The organism is Frigoribacterium sp. CF331 (genome assembly GCF_057787905.1).
The window spans coordinates 2,929,758-2,946,018 of the sequence record NZ_CM173545.1; the positions used below are offsets into that span (position 1 = coordinate 2,929,758).

The 16,261-nt window shown below is 70.4% G+C and carries 15 protein-coding genes; all 15 read left to right on the forward strand.

Going from position 1 to position 16,261, the window contains the following annotated elements:
- Positions 1 to 29 precede the first annotated feature (29 nt).
- Complete coding sequence (gene lysA / locus AC3CCI_RS13620; RefSeq protein ID WP_488627512.1) at positions 30 to 1,478, forward strand: diaminopimelate decarboxylase; 1,449 nt, start codon at positions 30 to 32, stop codon at positions 1,476 to 1,478.
- Positions 1,479 to 1,544: 66 nt separating this feature from the next.
- Complete coding sequence (locus AC3CCI_RS13625) at positions 1,545 to 2,876, forward strand: homoserine dehydrogenase (RefSeq protein WP_488627513.1); 1,332 nt, start codon at positions 1,545 to 1,547, stop codon at positions 2,874 to 2,876.
- Positions 2,876 to 3,958, forward strand: coding sequence for a threonine synthase (gene thrC / locus AC3CCI_RS13630; RefSeq protein ID WP_354592870.1), 1,083 nt, complete (start codon positions 2,876 to 2,878; stop codon positions 3,956 to 3,958). Before AC3CCI_RS13625 ends, thrC begins: the two co-directional genes overlap by 1 nt.
- Positions 3,955 to 4,908, forward strand: a complete 954-nt coding sequence (thrB, locus tag AC3CCI_RS13635) for a homoserine kinase (RefSeq protein ID WP_488627514.1) — start codon at positions 3,955 to 3,957, stop codon at positions 4,906 to 4,908. The genes thrC and thrB overlap by 4 nt, the downstream gene beginning before the upstream one ends.
- Before the next feature lie 272 nt (positions 4,909 to 5,180).
- Positions 5,181 to 7,481 (forward strand): transcription termination factor Rho, encoded by a 2,301-nt coding sequence (gene rho / locus AC3CCI_RS13640; protein ID WP_488627515.1) that lies wholly within the window; start codon positions 5,181 to 5,183, stop codon positions 7,479 to 7,481.
- 2 nt (positions 7,482 to 7,483) lie between these two features.
- Positions 7,484 to 8,566 carry a peptide chain release factor 1 gene (prfA, locus tag AC3CCI_RS13645; RefSeq protein WP_488627516.1) on the forward strand — a complete coding sequence of 361 codons (1,083 nt, stop codon included), beginning with the start codon at positions 7,484 to 7,486 and terminating at the stop codon, positions 8,564 to 8,566.
- Positions 8,563 to 9,453, forward strand: coding sequence for a peptide chain release factor N(5)-glutamine methyltransferase (prmC, locus tag AC3CCI_RS13650; RefSeq protein WP_488627517.1), 891 nt, complete (start codon positions 8,563 to 8,565; stop codon positions 9,451 to 9,453). The genes prfA and prmC overlap by 4 nt, the downstream gene beginning before the upstream one ends.
- 39 nt (positions 9,454 to 9,492) lie before the next feature.
- Positions 9,493 to 10,170, forward strand: a complete 678-nt coding sequence (locus tag AC3CCI_RS13655; protein ID WP_354592867.1) for an L-threonylcarbamoyladenylate synthase — start codon at positions 9,493 to 9,495, stop codon at positions 10,168 to 10,170.
- Entirely contained in the window at positions 10,167 to 11,447 is a 1,281-nt protein-coding gene (locus tag AC3CCI_RS13660) for an MraY family glycosyltransferase (RefSeq protein ID WP_354592866.1), read from the forward strand. Before AC3CCI_RS13655 ends, AC3CCI_RS13660 begins: the two co-directional genes overlap by 4 nt.
- Positions 11,444 to 11,869 (forward strand): Cg1360 family ATP-synthase-associated protein, encoded by a 426-nt coding sequence (locus AC3CCI_RS13665; RefSeq protein WP_354592865.1) that lies wholly within the window; start codon positions 11,444 to 11,446, stop codon positions 11,867 to 11,869. Before AC3CCI_RS13660 ends, AC3CCI_RS13665 begins: the two co-directional genes overlap by 4 nt.
- Positions 11,870 to 12,052: 183 nt before the next feature.
- Complete coding sequence (gene atpB, locus AC3CCI_RS13670; protein ID WP_354592864.1) at positions 12,053 to 12,859, forward strand: F0F1 ATP synthase subunit A; 807 nt, start codon at positions 12,053 to 12,055, stop codon at positions 12,857 to 12,859.
- A 54-nt stretch (positions 12,860 to 12,913) separates the two neighbouring features.
- Positions 12,914 to 13,147, forward strand: a complete 234-nt coding sequence (atpE, locus tag AC3CCI_RS13675) for an ATP synthase F0 subunit C (RefSeq protein ID WP_043594505.1) — start codon at positions 12,914 to 12,916, stop codon at positions 13,145 to 13,147.
- 20 nt (positions 13,148 to 13,167) lie between these two features.
- Positions 13,168 to 13,728 carry a F0F1 ATP synthase subunit B gene (locus AC3CCI_RS13680; RefSeq protein WP_354592863.1) on the forward strand — a complete coding sequence of 187 codons (561 nt, stop codon included), beginning with the start codon at positions 13,168 to 13,170 and terminating at the stop codon, positions 13,726 to 13,728.
- A 2-nt stretch (positions 13,729 to 13,730) separates the two neighbouring features.
- Positions 13,731 to 14,525, forward strand: coding sequence for a F0F1 ATP synthase subunit delta (locus AC3CCI_RS13685; RefSeq protein ID WP_354592862.1), 795 nt, complete (start codon positions 13,731 to 13,733; stop codon positions 14,523 to 14,525).
- Between the two features lie 59 nt (positions 14,526 to 14,584).
- Entirely contained in the window at positions 14,585 to 16,222 is a 1,638-nt protein-coding gene (gene atpA, locus AC3CCI_RS13690) for a F0F1 ATP synthase subunit alpha (RefSeq protein ID WP_354592861.1), read from the forward strand.
- The last annotated feature ends 39 nt before the right edge of the window (positions 16,223 to 16,261 follow it).

Genomic DNA, 16,261 nt, shown 5'->3' on the forward strand with positions numbered 1-16,261 from the left:
TCACGGTCGTCGACGGTCGGTAGGCTCTGATGTCGTTCCCCGTCCCCCGATCACCCGAGGTCCGCGTGTCCCCGAACCCCCTGGCACCCGCCTGGCTCGTCGAGCCGACCGACGCCAACGCCCTCGATCCGGTCGTGTGGTCGGCCACGGCCCGGCGCTCGCCCGAGGGCGAGCTCGTGCTGGGCGGCGTCCCGGTGTCCGAGCTCGTCGCCACGTTCGGCACCCCGCTCTACGTCGTCGACGAGGACGACGCCCGCACGCGCGCCGTCGAGGCCGTCCGCTCGTTCGAGCGCGAGGCGGCCCGCATCGGAACGACGGCGACGGTGTACTACGCGGCCAAGGCGTTCCTGTCGGCCGAGGTGGCGCGGTGGGTGGCCGAGGCCGGGATGGCCGTCGACATCTGCACCGGGGGCGAGTTCGCCGTCGCCCGGGCCGCGGGCGTCGACCCCGCCCGCATGGGGTTCCACGGCAACAACAAGTCGCTCGCCGAGATCGACCGCACCGTCGAGGCCGGCATCGGCACGATCGTGCTCGACAACGCCGCCGAGGCCGACCGCGTGGCCGCCGCCGCCGAACGGCACGGACGCGTCCAGCGGGTCCGCCTCCGGGTGAACTCGGGCGTGCACGCCTCGACCCACGAGTACCTCGCGACCGCCCGCGAGGACCAGAAGTTCGGCGTCCCGCTGACCGAGACGCCCGACATCGTCCGGTCGATCCGCGAGCACGCCTCGTTGGAGTTCGTCGGCCTGCACTCGCACATCGGTTCGCAGATCTTCGGCTCCGACGGCTTCGCCGAGGCCGCCCGTCGCCTGCTCGCCGTGCACGCCGAACTGCTCGCCACCGGTCCGGTCCCCGAGCTCAACCTCGGCGGCGGGTTCGGCATCGCCTACACGAGCGCCGACGACGCCCGCCCGCTCGACGAGCTCGCCGTGGCCCTGGCCGACATCGTCCAGGCCGAGTGCGCCCGCCTCGAGGTCGACGTCCCCCTGCTCGCGGTCGAGCCCGGGCGCGTCGTCGTCGGCCCCGCCGGGACGACCCTCTACGAGGTCGGCACGATCAAGGACGTGACGGTCTCGTCCGACGAGGGCAGCGCCGTGCGGCGCTACGTCAGCGTCGACGGCGGCATGAGCGACAACGCCCGGACGGCCCTCTACTCGGCGGACTACTCCGTGCGCATCGCGAACCGTGCCTCCTCGGCGTCGCCCGCGCTCGTCCGGGTGGCCGGCAAGCACTGCGAGAGCGGCGACCTCGTCGTGCTCGCCGACTACCTGCCCGGGGACGTCGCCCCCGGCGACCTGCTCGCGGTGCCCGCCACGGGCGCCTACTGCCACAGCCTGGCCAGCAACTACAACCACGTCGGGCGTCCGCCCGTCGTCGCGGTGCGCGACGGCCGGGCCCGCGTGATCGTGCGGGGCGAGAGCGAGGCCGACCTGCTGGCCCGCGACGCCGGCCTCGACCAGGCGCCCGGCGCCTCCTGACCTCGCGCGGCCCGGCACCCCGACGACCCCGCACCCCGACGACGACGCACCCGAGAACGGACTGACATGATCGAATACCGCAACGTGAGGGTCGCCCTGCTGGGCGCCGGCTCGGTGGGGTCCCAGGTGGCGCGGTTGCTGCTCGAGCAGGGCGACGACTTCGCCGGTCGCGCGGGCGCCGGGCTCGAGCTCGTCGGCATCGGCGTCCGTGACGTCGACGCGCCGCGGGACGTCGACCTGCCCCGCGAGCTCTTCACGACCGACGTCGAATCGCTCATCGTCGGCGCCGACATCGTCGTCGAGCTGATCGGGGGGCTCGAACCGGCCCGCAGCTACGTCCTGCAGGCGCTCAACTCGGGGGCCGACGTCATCACGGGCAACAAGGCCCTGCTCGCGAGCCACGGCACCGAGCTCTTCGACGCCGCCGAGCAGGTGGGCGCGCAGGTCTACTACGAGGCCGCCGTCGCCGGGGCGATCCCGATCATCCGTCCGCTGCGCGACAGCCTCGCCGGCGACCGCGTCCAGCGCATCATGGGCATCGTCAACGGCACGACCAACTTCATCCTCGACCGCATGGACACCGACGGCTCGACCCTCGAGGACGCCCTGGCGACGGCCACCGCGCTCGGGTACGCCGAAGCCGACCCCACCGCCGACATCGAGGGCTACGACGCCGCGCAGAAGGCCGCGATCCTGGCCAGCCTCGCGTTCCACACGGCCGTGCCCTTGGCCGCGGTCCACCGCGAGGGCATCACCTCCGTCACGCACGACCAGGTCGTCGCCGCCCGCAAGGCGGGTTACGTCGTGAAGATCCTCGCGATCTGCGAGCGACTCGTCGACGACGAGGGCGTCGAGGGGGTCAGCGCCCGCGTCTACCCCGCACTCGTGCCGCTCAGCCACCCGCTGGCGGCCGTGCACGGGGCGAAGAACGCCGTCTTCGTCGAGGCCGAGTCGGCCGGCGACCTCATGTTCTACGGCGCCGGTGCCGGGGGAGTCGAGACCGCGTCGGCGGTGCTGGGCGACCTCGTCTCGGCCGCCCGCCGGCACGTCATCGGCGGCCCCGGCGTGGCCGAGTCCACCCACGCCAACCTGCCGGTGTTCCCGATCGGACGCGTCTCGACCCGCTACCAGATCACCCTCGACGTCGCCGACCAGCCGGGCGTCCTCGCCGAGGTCGCCGGCGTGCTCAGTGAGCACGGCGTCAGCGTCCACAACGTCGAGCAGACCTCCGGTGCGACGCCGGGCGTCACGGTCGAGGGCGACGGCGTGGCCACCGCTACGCTGATCATCGGCACCCACCGGGCGCGCGAGTCCGACCTCGCGGCCACGGTGGCCGCCCTGAAGAACGCCACGGTCGTGAACTCCGTCACGAGCGTGCTGAGAGTCGAAGGAGCCTGATGGCCCACCAGTGGCAGGGTGTCCTGCGCGAATACGCCGACCGTCTCGACGTCACCGACGCCACCCCGATCGTCACGCTCGGCGAGGGCGGCACGCCGCTCATCCCGGCTCCGGCGCTGTCGAACCGCACGGGCGCGAAGGTGTACGTCAAGTACGAGGGCATGAACCCGACCGGGTCGTTCAAGGACCGCGGCATGACGATGGCCATCTCGAAGGCCGTCGAGCACGGCGCCAAGGCCGTCATCTGTGCCTCGACGGGCAACACGTCGGCGTCGGCCGCCGCCTACGCGGCGCACGCGGGCATCACGGCCGCCGTGCTCGTGCCCGAGGGCAAGATCGCCATGGGCAAGCTCAGCCAGGCCGTGGCCCACGACGGGCAGCTGCTGCAGATCCAGGGCAACTTCGACGACTGCCTCGACATCGCGCGCGACCTCGCCGCGAACTACCCGGTGCACCTCGTCAACTCGGTCAACAACGACCGCATCGAGGGCCAGAAGACCGGAGCGTTCGAGGTCGTCGACGTGCTCGGCGACGCCCCCGACTTCCACTTCATCCCCGTCGGCAACGCCGGCAACTACACGGCCTACACGCGAGGCTACCGTGAGGACCTCGAGATCGGTCGGGCCACCAAGCTGCCGCGCATGTTCGGGTTCCAGGCCGCCGGTTCGGCCCCCATCGTCGCCGGCGAGGTCGTCAAGGCCCCCGAGACCATCGCCAGTGCAATCCGCATCGGCAACCCGGCCTCGTGGCAGCTCGCCCTCGAGGCACGAGACCTGACGGACGGCTGGTTCGGGGCGATCACCGACGAGGCCATCCTCGCGGCCCAGAAGATCCTCTCGGCCGAGGTCGGCGTCTTCGTCGAGCCCGCGTCGGCCATCAGCGTCGCCGGGCTGCTCGAGCGCGCCGACGCCGGCGTCGTCCCCGCCGGCGCCACGGTCGTGCTGACCGTCACGGGCCACGGCCTGAAAGACCCGCAGTGGGCCCTCCGTCGATCCGACGGCAGCGACGTCCAGCCGACCGTCGTCGCCAGCGACACCACCCGGGTGGCCGAGGTGCTCGGTCTCGTCCCGGCCTCTGCATGACCTCCGAGGTCGTCGGACGGTCGGTGCTGGTCAAGGTCCCCGCGACCTCGGCGAACCTGGGCCCCGGCTTCGACACGCTCGGCCTCGCGCTGTCGCTGTACGACGAGCTCGAGGTCACCGCGACGCGTGAGCCGGGCGTCCGCATCGACGTGTCGGGCGTCGGGGCCGGCCAGGTGCCGACCGACGCCACGAACCTCGTCGTCCGCGCGATCGCGACCGCCTTCGCGTCGGTCGACGTCCCGCTGCCGGGGTTGTACCTCCGCGCCCGGAACGCCATCCCGCACGGCCGGGGCCTCGGGTCGAGCGCCGCGGCGATCGTCTCGGGGATCATGGCCGCCAAGGGGCTGCTCGAGGGCACCGTCGAACTCGACTCGACGGCTTTGCTGGCGCTGGCGACCGAGATGGAGGGGCACCCCGACAACGTCGCACCCGCGCTGTTCGGCGGCCTCACGATCGCCTGGATGAACTCGCACGGTCCGTCGCACAAGCGCCTGCTCGTCCACCGCGGGGTCTCGCCCGTCGTGTTCGTGCCCGAGTCGACGTTGTCGACGAAGCTGGCCCGCAGCCTGCAACCGGCGTCGGTGCCACACGAGGACGCCACCTTCAACGTCTCCCGTTCGGCCCTGCTCGTCGCGGCGCTCGTGCAGAGCCCCGAACTGCTGCTCGCCGCCACCGAGGACCGCCTGCACCAGAGCTACCGGGCGAGCGCCATGCCCGAGACCGACGCGTTGATCCGCATGCTCCGCGACGCCGGTCTCGCCGCGGTCGTCTCGGGTGCCGGGCCCTCGTTGCTCGTGCTCGGCAGCGACCCCGCGCAGCGTCTCTTCGCCGCCGACCTGGTCCGCGAACACGCCGTGTCGGCATGGCGCCCGTTGATGCTGGCCGTCGATCTCAAAGGTGCTACAGTGGTGCCGCACCCGGTAGAAAACTCAGATTTCCTGGGCATCTAGCAACGTCTCCACCGTCATTCGTGGGGGCAACCGCGTGGGGTCACAAGTCTTCGAGTCCCCGGGTCGCACATCCCGTAGTGCACATCTAGCAGTGTTCGTCTGCCGATCTGGTCGGCGCGCACCGCACCTCCCCGGCCTCCTGCTCATCCCGTGCAGAGCCCGCACAGGGCAGCCCCTCGGGGCGAACCCGCCCCGTGCAGGCCCGAGGCCGCGAGGTGTGACCAGCTCTGCCCCGCCGATCAACGCGGGGGAGCGAAAGGAACCCATCACTCGTGACTGACGTCCAGAACGGCGCCGCTGCGCCGTCCACGCCCGAACTCACCGCCATGCGCCTGCCCCAGCTGCAGGCCCTGGCCTCGTCGCTCGGCATCAGCGGCATCTCGAAGCTGCGCAAGGGCGACCTCGTGGCCGCCATCGCGGCGAAGCAGGGCGAGGGGGCCGCCGCCGAGGTCGCCCCCCAGCCGACGCTCGACGGTGTCGTCGACGCCGGCGTCCCGGCCTCCGTCGAGACCGCCGTCGCCGAGGGCACCGAGGCCCCCGCCGTCGAGGCGACCGAGCCCGCCGAGGCACCGACCCGCGCCCGTCGCGGCTCGCGTCGCGCCACGTCCGCCGCCGGGGCCCCCGAGTCCCGCGGCGCCGGCGACCACGTCAACGCCGGCGAGACCGGCGTCGCCCCCCTCGTCGAGGTGCCCGCCACCGAGGCCGCCGTCGTCGACGCCCCCGCGGCTCCCGCCGCGTCCGAGGCGGCCGCCGAGGTGCCCGCCGCCGAGCAGGACGCCCCTGCCGAGCGTCCGTCGCGCCGTCGGGGCTCACGCCGCGCCTCCGACGCGTCCGTCGCCGCCGACGCGACCCGCCCCGGTGCGTCCGTCGAGGGCCAGGCCGCCGACGCGACCGCCGCCGCCGAACCCGAGGGTGCTTCGACCGAGGGCGCCACGACCGAGGCCGGCGGCTCGACGTCCGACGACGAGGGCACCGCCGACCAGCAGGGTCGCGGCGACCAGGGTCAGGGCGACCAGCAGGCCGCCGACCAGCAGAACGGCGGTCAGCAGGGTGGCGGTCGTCGCAGCCGCAACCGCAACCGCGGCAAGGGCGGATCGCAGCAGGGCCCGTCCGAGCAGAACGGCGGCCAGCAGAACGGCGGCCAGAAGGCCGACGCGTCGCAGAACGCCCCGCAGCAGAACGGCGGCCAGCAGAACGCCCAGCAGCGTGCCGACCAGAAGGCCGAACAGCAGGCCCAGCGTGCCGCCGGCGAGAAGAACGACGCCGCCCGGGGCGAGCAGCCCGGCACCGGCCCTTCCGTCGGCCAGGCCGACGAGGGCGGCCGTCAGGGTCGTGGCCGTCAGCGCGACCGCAAGCGTGGCCGCGGCGCCCAGAACGACGACCTCGAGCCCGAGATCGGCGAGGACGACGTGCTCATCCCCGTCGCCGGAATCCTCGACGTGCTCGAGAACTACGCGTTCGTCCGCACCACGGGTTACCTGCCCGGGGCGAGCGACGTCTACGTCTCGCTCGGCCAGGTCAAGAAGTACCACCTGCGCAAGGGCGACGCCGTCGTCGGCGCCATCCGCCAGCCGCGCGAGGGCGACCAGGGCCAGGGGCGTCAGAAGTACAACGCCATCGTCAAGATCGACTCGATCAACGGCCAGCCCGTCGACGAGGCCGCCAAGCGCGTCGAGTTCAGCAAGCTGACCCCGCTCTACCCGCAGGAGCGCCTCCGACTCGAGACCGAGCCCCAGAAGCTCTCGACCCGCATCATCGACCTCGTGTCGCCGATCGGCAAGGGCCAGCGCGGCCTCATCGTCTCGCCGCCGAAGGCCGGCAAGACCCTCGTGCTGCAGTCGATCGCGAACGCCATCGCGGTGAACAACCCCGAGGTGCACCTCATGGTCGTGCTCGTCGACGAGCGACCCGAAGAGGTCACCGACATGCAGCGCACCGTCAAGGGCGAGGTCATCGCCTCGACCTTCGACCGCCCCGCCGAGGACCACACGACGGTCGCCGAGCTCGCCATCGAGCGGGCGAAGCGCCTGGTCGAGCTGGGTCACGACGTCGTCGTGCTGCTCGACTCGATCACGCGCCTCGGCCGTGCGTACAACCTGGCCGCCCCCGCGTCGGGACGCGTCCTCTCGGGCGGCGTCGACTCGTCGGCCCTGTACCCGCCCAAGCGCTTCTTCGGGGCCGCGCGCAACATCGAGAACGGCGGCTCGCTGACCATCCTCGCCACCGCCCTGGTCGAGACCGGTTCGAAGATGGACGAGGTCATCTTCGAGGAGTTCAAGGGCACCGGCAACATGGAGCTCCGCCTGTCGCGCCACCTGGCCGACAAGCGCATCTTCCCCGCCGTCGACGTCAACGCCTCGGGCACCCGTCGCGAAGAGATGCTGCTCAGCCCCGACGAGGTCAAGATCACCTGGCGCCTGCGTCGGGCCCTGGCCGGGCTCGACCAGCAGCAGGCGCTCGAGATCGTCCTGCGCAACCTGCGCGAGACGCAGTCGAACGTCGAGTTCCTGGTCCAGGTCCAGAAGTCGGTCCCCGCCTCGAACGGACACGACTCGGGCCACAAGGAGCACTGAGCGTGTTCGAGTCGGTGGCCGTGCTGCTGTCGGAGCACGACGACCTGCAGACGCAGCTCAGCGACCCCGCCGTCCACGCCGACGCCGCTCGCGCCAAGAAGATCAACCGCCGCTACGCCGAGCTCAGCCGCATCGTGGCTGCGCACTCGGCGTGGCAGCAGGCGGGTGAGGACCTCGAGGCCGCCCGCGAGCTCGCGAAGGAGGACGAGGCGTTCGCCGACGAGGTGCCCGCCCTCGAGCAGGCGCTCGACGAGTCCCAGGAACGCCTGAGGCGCCTCCTGATCCCTCGCGACCCCGACGACGGGCGCGACGTCATCATGGAGATCAAGGGCGGCGAGGGGGGTGCCGAGAGCGCCCTGTTCGCGGCGGACCTGCTGCGCATGTACCTGCACTACGCCGAGTCGAAGGGCTGGAAGTCCGAGATGATCGCCAGCGACGACTCCGACCTCGGCGGGTACAAGAACGTGCAGGTCGCCATCAAGTCGAACGCCTCCGACCCCTCGCAGGGCGTCTGGGCGCACCTCAAGTACGAGGGCGGCGTGCACCGGGTCCAGCGGGTGCCGGCGACCGAGTCGCAGGGACGCATCCACACCTCGACCACGGGCGTGCTCGTGTTCCCCGAGGTCGACGAGCCCGAAGAGGTCGAGATCAACCAGAACGACCTCAAGATCGACGTGTACCGGTCGAGCGGACCCGGCGGTCAGTCGGTCAACACGACCGACTCCGCCGTCCGCATCACCCACCTGCCCACCGGCATCGTGGTGGCCATGCAGAACGAGAAGAGCCAGCTGCAGAACCGCGAGGCCGGCATGCGGGTCCTGCGCGCGCGCATCCTGGCCCGCCAGCAGGAAGAGCAGGCGGCCATCGCGTCGGACGCCCGCAAGAGCCAGATCCGGGGCATGGACCGGTCGGAACGCATCCGCACCTACAACTTCCCCGAGAACCGCATCGCCGACCACCGCACCGGCTACAAGGCCTACAACCTCGACGCCGTGATGGACGGCGCGCTCGACCCGGTGGTCGACTCGTGCATCCAGGCCGACGAAGAGGCGCGTCTGGCCGAGATCGGCGACACCTCGTCGTGAGCGACGCCATCGCCGCGGCCCTCGAGGGCGTGACGACGGTCGACGCCGCCCTCCGGGTCGCGTCGACCGTCCTCGCCGACGCCGGCGTGCCCTCGCCCGAGGTCGACGCCGAACTGTTGGTCGGCCACGTCACCGGCCTCGACCGGGGCGTGGTCCGGGCGCGGGCCGTCACCTCGGCGGCACTGACGGCCGATGAGCAGGAGGCGCTGGTCGCGGCGGTCGCGCGCCGCGCCTCCCGAGAACCGCTGCAGCACATCACGGGGCGGGCGTCCTTCCGCCGTCTCGAGTTGTTCGTCGGGCCGGGGGTGTTCGTGCCCCGACCCGAGACCGAGGGCGTCGCCCAGCTGGCCGTCGACGCCCTGCGGGCGGTGCCCGAGGCGTCGCCGGTGGCGGTCGACCTCGGCACGGGCAGCGGTGCCCTCGCGCTGTCCCTGGCCTCCGAGGTGCCGACGGCGTCCGTCGTCGCGGTCGAGCTGTCTCCCGAGGCGGCCGTCTGGACCCGCCGGAACATCGCGGCCGTGGGGGTCGACAACGTGCGGCTGGTCGAGGGCGACCTCGCCGACGCGCTGCCCGAGCTCGACGGCCTCGTGTCGGTGGTCGTCTCGAACCCGCCCTACGTGCCCACGGGCATGGTCCCGCGCGACCCCGAGGTGCGCCTGCACGACCCGGCCCTGGCCCTGTACGGCGGTGAGGACGGCCTCGACCTGGTGCGCGCGTTGTCGCTGACGGCGAAGCGCCTGCTGCGGCCCGGGGGAGCCCTCGTCATCGAGCACGGCGAGCGACAAGGAGGCGCGATCCGCGACCTCCTGACGGCCGACGGCTGGCGGTCCCCGGCCACGCATCCCGACCTGGCCGGTCGCGACCGGGCGACCACGGCGGTGCGCTGAGCGGGTTCTCCCGGTCCGTCGCACTATCATCGTCAGGTCATGGCCACTTTTCACGACTGCTCCGTCGACTCCGAACTGCTCGCCGGCATGCGCATGGCGCGCGGTGCCATCGGGCGGGGTGAGCTCGTGGTGCTGCCCACCGACACCGTCTACGGCGTGGCCGCGGACGCTTTCGACCCGACCGCCGTCCAGCGCCTGCTCGACGCCAAGGGCCGCGGGCGCCAGTCGCCGCCCCCGGTGCTGATCAAGGGTCAAGAGACCCTCGCCGCGCTCACCGACCGCGTGCCCGAGGTGGTCCGTCCGCTGCTCGACGAGTTCTGGCCCGGGCCGCTCACGGTGATCTTCCGGGCCCAGGCGTCGCTCAGCTGGGATCTCGGTGAGACCCGGGGCACCGTCGCCCTCCGCGTGCCGAGCCACCGCATCGCACTCGAGTTGCTCGAAGAGACGGGCCCCCTCGCGGTGTCGAGCGCCAACCTCACCGGCAAGCCGGCCGCCGAGTCGGCGGGCGACGCCCGACGCATGCTCGGCGACTCGGTGTCGGTCTACCTCGACGACGGCCCCGCGGGCACGTCGTACGAGCACATGGCCGGGGCCAACACGGGCTCGACCATCGTCGACGCGACGGCGGGCGCGGACGGCGTGCTCCGCATCGTGCGGCACGGCGTCCTCGCCGACGCCGACATCATCCGCGTCGTCGGGGCCGACGCCCTCGCGTGAGGTACTACCTCCTCGCGCTGGCGATCTCGGCAGCGGTCAGCTTCGTGCTGTCCGTGGTCGTCTGGCGGGTGGGGCTCAAGTACCGCCTCTACCCGAAGATCCGCGAGCGTGACGTCCACCAGACCCCCACGCCTCGTCTCGGCGGCATCGCGATGTGGGCGGGCATCGTCGTCGCCTTGCTCGCGGCGTGGTTCGTCTTCCCGCTGATCTCGGGCGTCGACTACTTCCGCCTGGTGTTCGCCGACGCCGGGCCGCCCCTCGCCATCATCGGCGCGGCGACCATCATCGTGGTGATCGGCGTCGTCGACGACCTCTTCGACCTCGACTGGATGACCAAGCTGGCCGGGCAGATCATCGCGGCCGGGGTGCTGGCCTGGCAGGGCGTGCAGCTGGTCTCCCTGCCGATCGGCGGCAGCCTCGCCATCGGATCGCCCTACATGTCGCTCGTGCTGACGGTGCTCACCATCGTCCTCGTGATGAACGCGGTCAACTTCATCGACGGTCTCGACGGTCTCGTGGCCGGGGTCGCCATCATCGCCAACGGCGTGTTCTTCGTCTACAGCTTCGTCATCTCGATCACCATCGGCCAGACCGAGTACTTCAACCTCGCGGCGCTGTTGTCGGCCGTGCTGATCGGGGCGTGCCTGGGCTTCCTGCCCCTGAACTGGCACCCCGCCAAACTCTTCATGGGCGACGCCGGCGCCCTCCTGACCGGCCTCGTCATGGCCACGAGCGCGATCTCGGTGACCGGTCAGATCGACCCGGCGGGCATCTCGCGGACGGCGCTCCTCCCGGCCTTCATCCCGATCGTGCTGCCCTTCGCGATCCTGATCGTCCCGCTGCTCGACTTCGGCCTGGCCGTCCTGCGGCGCGTCAGCGCCGGCAAGTCGCCCTTCACGGCCGATCGCAAGCACCTCCACCACCGGTTGCTCGACATGGGCCACTCGCACTTCCAGGCCGTCCTGATCTTCTACGCCTGGACGCTCGTCGCCGCCGTGGGCGGCCTGATGTTCCTCTTCGTCAAGCCGACCTACCTCGTGGCCGTGTTCCTCGGCGTCGGCCTCGTCGCCTGCACCGCGGCGACCCTCTCGCCCCTGAGTCGCCGCAAGAAGGTCGAGATCGCCGTCCAGACCACCCGCACCGGAGAACTGTCGACGACCGCGTCCGACCGCTTCGATCCGCTCGACGCCGCCGCCGACGCACTCGACCCACACGACACCGACACCGCCGCCCAGGCCGTGGTGCCCGAACTGACGAACCCGAAGGACCACCCATGAACGCCAGCTCGATCTTCACGCAGATCCTCAAGTACACGGGCCTGCTCGCCCTCGTCATCGCCGTGGTCGGCGGCGGGCTCGGCTACCTGTTCGCCGGCACCGACGGCCTCTGGAGCGCCCTCGTGGGCGTGGGGCTGGCGATCCTCTTCGCCGCCATCACGGCCGCGAGCATGCTCGTCGCCATCCGGTTCACGCTCGGGGCCTTCTTCGGCATCGTGATGGGCGCCTGGCTGCTCAAGCTGGTGATCTTCATCGCGCTGCTCGTGGTGCTGCGCGACCAGCCCTTCGTCGACGACGTCGTGCTCTTCCTCGCCCTCGTGGTGTCGATCGTCGGCACCCTCGCGGTCGACGCGCTGGTGGTCGTCCGAGGCCGCCTGTCGTACGTGAGCGACGCGTCGTTGCCCCCCGCCCCCAGCGAGTGACCGACGATGCGTGCAGACGGTGAAAATAGCTCGACCGATTCGTGGAAGCAAGCATTACCTTGATAGGGTTGACGACGTTCCCCGGCCGCGTCTCCAGCGTGCACGGATGACAAACCCCACCAATCGTCGCGACACTTCAGGGTGCTCGCCCCGACACAGGAGATAGCGCTGATAGCGAACGCTGTGAACCTGCTCTCCGCTGCCGAAGCCGGCCACGGGGACGGGGGATTCCACGCCCCGACTCTTGACGAGTTCTTCCCTCCCGCCATCTTCTTCGAGGGCACGCCCTTCGAGCTGAACCGCATCATGCTGGTCCGCCTCTTCGCGATCGCCGTCATGTTGCTGCTGTTCTGGCTGGCCCTGCGCAAGGGGCGGCTCATCCCGTCCCGCGGGCAGAGCATCGCCGAACTGGGCCTCGACTTCGTCCGCATCCAGATCGTCGAGGAGATCCTCGGCGAGAAGCTCGGTCGGAAGTACCTGCCCCTGCTGGCCGCCATGTTCTTCGGCATCTTCGCCATGAACATCACGGGCATCATCCCCGGCCTCAACATCGCCGGCACCTCGGTCATCGCCATGCCGCTGCTGTTGGCGGTCGTCGCGTACGTCATGTTCATCTACGCGGGCTTCCGTGAAGCCGGCGGGGCGACCTTCCTGCGCAACGCGCTCTTCCCGCCCGGTGTGCCGTGGGTCATGTACATCCTGCTGACGCCCATCGAGTTCATCAACATCTTCATCGTCCGCCCGATCTCGTTGGCACTCCGACTGCTGTTGAACATGATGGTCGGCCACCTCCTGCTGGTGCTCTGCTTCGCGGCGACGCACTTCTTCTTCTTCAGCATGAGCGGGGGCTTCGTGGCCTTCGGCGCCCTCACCCTCATCGGCGGCTTCGTGATGACCATCGTCGAGATGGCCGTCGCCGTGCTGCAGGCCTACGTCTTCACGCTCCTCGCCTCGGTCTACATCCAACAGGCCGCGGCGAAAGAACACTAAATACAGACGACGCACGTCATCCGACGAGCATCGCCCAACCGGAAGGAAACACAAGTGGACACCACCACGATCCTCGCTGAGATCAACGGCAACATCGCGACCGTCGGCTACGGCCTCGCTGCGATCGGCCCCGGCATCGGTATCGGCATCGTCGCGGGCAAGACCGTCGAGGCCATGGCACGTCAGCCCGAGCTGGCCGGCCGCCTGCAGGTCACGATGTTCCTCGGCATCGCGTTCACCGAGCTGCTGGGCTTCATCGGCCTCGCCGCCGGCTTCATCTTCTCCTGATCAGTTAGGACGACACACCGATGATCGAGACGATCCTCGCGGCCGAGGGTGGTGCGCCCGAAGGCGCCGCCATCTTCTTCCCCGCTGGTTACGACATCCTCTGGTCCTTGGTCGTCTTCGTGGTCATCGCTGCGTTCTTCGGGCTCTTCGCGATCCCCAGGTTCCGCAAGATCCTCGACGAGCGTGCCGAGCGCATCGAAGGCGGCATCAAGCACGCCGAGGCCGCCCAGGCCGAAGCGGCCAAGGCCCTCGACGAATACAAGAAGCAGCTGGCCGACGCCCGTGCCGAGGCCGCTCGCATCCGTGAGGCTGCGCGAGCCGAGGGCAACGAGATCATCGCCGAGCTGAAGCAGCAGGCGCAGGCCGATGCCGACCGCATCACCGCCTCCGCCCACGCCCAGATCGAGGCCGAGCGTCAGGCCGCCGTCGCGTCCCTGCGGTCCGAGGTCGGTTCGCTGGCCATCGACCTCGCCTCCGGCGTCATCGGCGAGTCGCTCAGCGACGACGCCAAGGCGTCGGCCGTGGTCGACCGGTTCCTGGCCGACCTCGAGGCGGACGAGAACGCTAAGGCGGGCAACTGACGATGGGTTCCATGTCCCGAGAAGCACTCGGCTCGGCGCGGGCGGTCCTGTCCGACCTCGGCGGGTCGGTCGACCTGACGACGGGCGAGCAGCTGCTCGACGCCGGTCGGGTCGTCGGGGGTTCCGTCCAGCTGCAGTCGTACCTCGCCGACCCCGCCGTCGACGTCGTCACGAAGAAGCAGTTGCTCGACCGGCTCTTCGGGTCGTTCTCCGACTCGACGCGTGCTCTGCTCGTGTCCGTCGTCGGCAGCCGCTGGTCGTCGTCCGACGACCTGCTCGCCGGCATCGAAGAGGTCGCCTTCCGTGCGATCGCCTCGACGGTCCCGGCCGACAGCAGCATCGAGAACGAGCTCTTCGCCTTCGACGCCGCCGTCCGCACCGACGCGCAGCTCGAACTGGCCATCGGTTCCAAGCTCGGCGACCCCGCCGCCAAGGCGGCGCTCGTCGAGCGGCTGCTCGGAGGCAAGGCCAGTCGGCAGACCGTGGTGATCGTCATGCACCTGGTCCGCCAACCCCGCGGTCGTCGCATCGGAGAACTGCTGCGTCACGCGGCCGACGTCGTCGCCGACCAGTCGGACCAGCTCGTCGCCACCGTCACGAGCGCCGTCGTCCTCGACGACGCCCACGTCACGCGCTTGCAACAGGGCTTGGCCAAGCAGTTCGGGCGTAGCCTGCGCATCAACCAGGTCGTCGACCCCGCCGTCGTGGGCGGTCTCCGCGTCCAGGTGGGCGACGAGGTCATCGACGGCACCGTCGCGACCAAGCTCAGCCTGCTCCGCCTGCAGCTCGCCGGCTAGTCACGCTCTCACACACAGACTCGAGGCCTCCCGAAGCCTCGCTACGAATAGGAATCACAATGGCAGACATCAAGATCAGCCCGGATGAGATTCGCGACGCGCTGAAGGACTTCGTCTCGTCGTACGAGCCCTCGAAGGCCTCGACCACCGAGGTCGGCCACGTCACGGACGCAGCCGACGGCATCGCCCACGTCGAGGGACTCCCCGGCGTCATGGCGAACGAGCTCATCCGCTTCGCGGACGGCACGCAGGGCCTGGCCCAGAACCTCGACGAGGACGAGATCGGCGCCATCGTGCTCGGCGAGTTCTCCGGGATCGAAGAGGGCATGGAGGTCACCCGCACGGGTGAGGTCCTGTCCGTCCCGGTCGGAGACGGCTACCTGGGTCGCGTCGTCGACCCGCTGGGCGCTCCCATCGACGGCCTCGGCGACATCGCCACCGAGGGGCGTCGTGCCCTCGAGCTCCAGGCTCCCGGCGTCATGCAGCGCAAGTCGGTCCACGAGCCGATGCAGACCGGCATCAAGGCCATCGACGCCATGATCCCCGTCGGCCGTGGCCAGCGTCAGCTCATCATCGGCGACCGCCAGACCGGCAAGACGGCGATCGCGATCGACACGATCATCAACCAGAAGGCCAACTGGGAGTCCGGCGACGAGAACAAGCAGGTCCGCTGCATCTACGTCGCCATCGGTCAGAAGGGTTCGACCATCGCCTCGGTGAAGGGTGCCCTCGAAGAGGCCGGCGCCATGGAGTACACGACGATCGTCGCGGCTCCGGCATCCGACCCCGCCGGCTTCAAGTACCTCGCCCCGTACACCGGTTCGGCCATCGGCCAGCACTGGATGTACAGCGGCAAGCACGTCCTTATCATCTTCGACGACCTGTCGAAGCAGGCCGAGGCCTACCGTGCCGTGTCGCTGCTGCTCCGCCGCCCGCCGGGACGCGAGGCGTACCCGGGTGACGTCTTCTACCTGCACTCGCGTCTGCTGGAGCGTTGCGCGAAGCTGTCCGACGAGCTCGGTGCCGGCTCGATGACGGGTCTGCCCATCATCGAGACCAAGGCCAACGACGTCTCGGCGTACATCCCGACCAACGTCATCTCGATCACCGACGGCCAGATCTTCCTGCAGTCCGACCTGTTCAACGCCAACCAGCGTCCCGCGGTCGACGTCGGCATCTCGGTGTCGCGCGTCGGTGGCGACGCCCAGGTGAAGTCGATCAAGAAGGTCTCCGGCACGCTCAAGCTCGAGCTCGCCCAGTACCGCTCGCTCGAGGCCTTCGCGATGTTCGCGTCCGACCTCGACGCGGCGAGCCGCCGTCAGCTCGCCCGTGGTGCCCGCCTCACCGAGCTGCTCAAGCAGCCGCAGTACTCGCCGTACCCCGTCGAGGACCAGGTCGTCTCGATCTGGGCCGGCACGAACGGCAAGCTCGACGAGGTCCCCGTTCCCGACATCCTGCGCTTCGAGCGCGAGCTGCTCGACTACATGGGTCGCAACACCTCGGTGCTGTCCGACCTGCGGGAGAAGAACGTCCTGACCGACGAGATCGTCGCGGCCCTCGAGAGCGGCATCGACTCGTTCAAGCAGGAGTTCCAGACCGGTGAGGGCAAGCCGCTCGCCTCGGTCGGACGCGAAGAGTTCCAGGCCACCGACGCCGACGACGTCAACCAGGAGAAGATCGTCAAGACGAAGCGCTGACGCGCCCGTCCGACGTTCACGACTGACGAGACAACAGGA

Coding starts and splice junctions, on each gene's coding strand:
- thrB (WP_488627514.1), top strand. CDS start 3,955: ATGACCTCCGAGGTCGTCGGACGGTCGGTGCTGGTCAAGGTCCCCGCG.
- AC3CCI_RS13655 (WP_354592867.1), top strand. CDS start 9,493: ATGGCCACTTTTCACGACTGCTCCGTCGACTCCGAACTGCTCGCCGGC.
- lysA (WP_488627512.1), top strand. CDS start 30: ATGTCGTTCCCCGTCCCCCGATCACCCGAGGTCCGCGTGTCCCCGAAC.
- atpA (WP_354592861.1), top strand. CDS start 14,585: ATGGCAGACATCAAGATCAGCCCGGATGAGATTCGCGACGCGCTGAAG.
- AC3CCI_RS13685 (WP_354592862.1), top strand. CDS start 13,731: ATGGGTTCCATGTCCCGAGAAGCACTCGGCTCGGCGCGGGCGGTCCTG.
- AC3CCI_RS13665 (WP_354592865.1), top strand. CDS start 11,444: ATGAACGCCAGCTCGATCTTCACGCAGATCCTCAAGTACACGGGCCTG.
- AC3CCI_RS13680 (WP_354592863.1), top strand. CDS start 13,168: ATGATCGAGACGATCCTCGCGGCCGAGGGTGGTGCGCCCGAAGGCGCC.
- AC3CCI_RS13625 (WP_488627513.1), top strand. CDS start 1,545: ATGATCGAATACCGCAACGTGAGGGTCGCCCTGCTGGGCGCCGGCTCG.
- thrC (WP_354592870.1), top strand. CDS start 2,876: ATGGCCCACCAGTGGCAGGGTGTCCTGCGCGAATACGCCGACCGTCTC.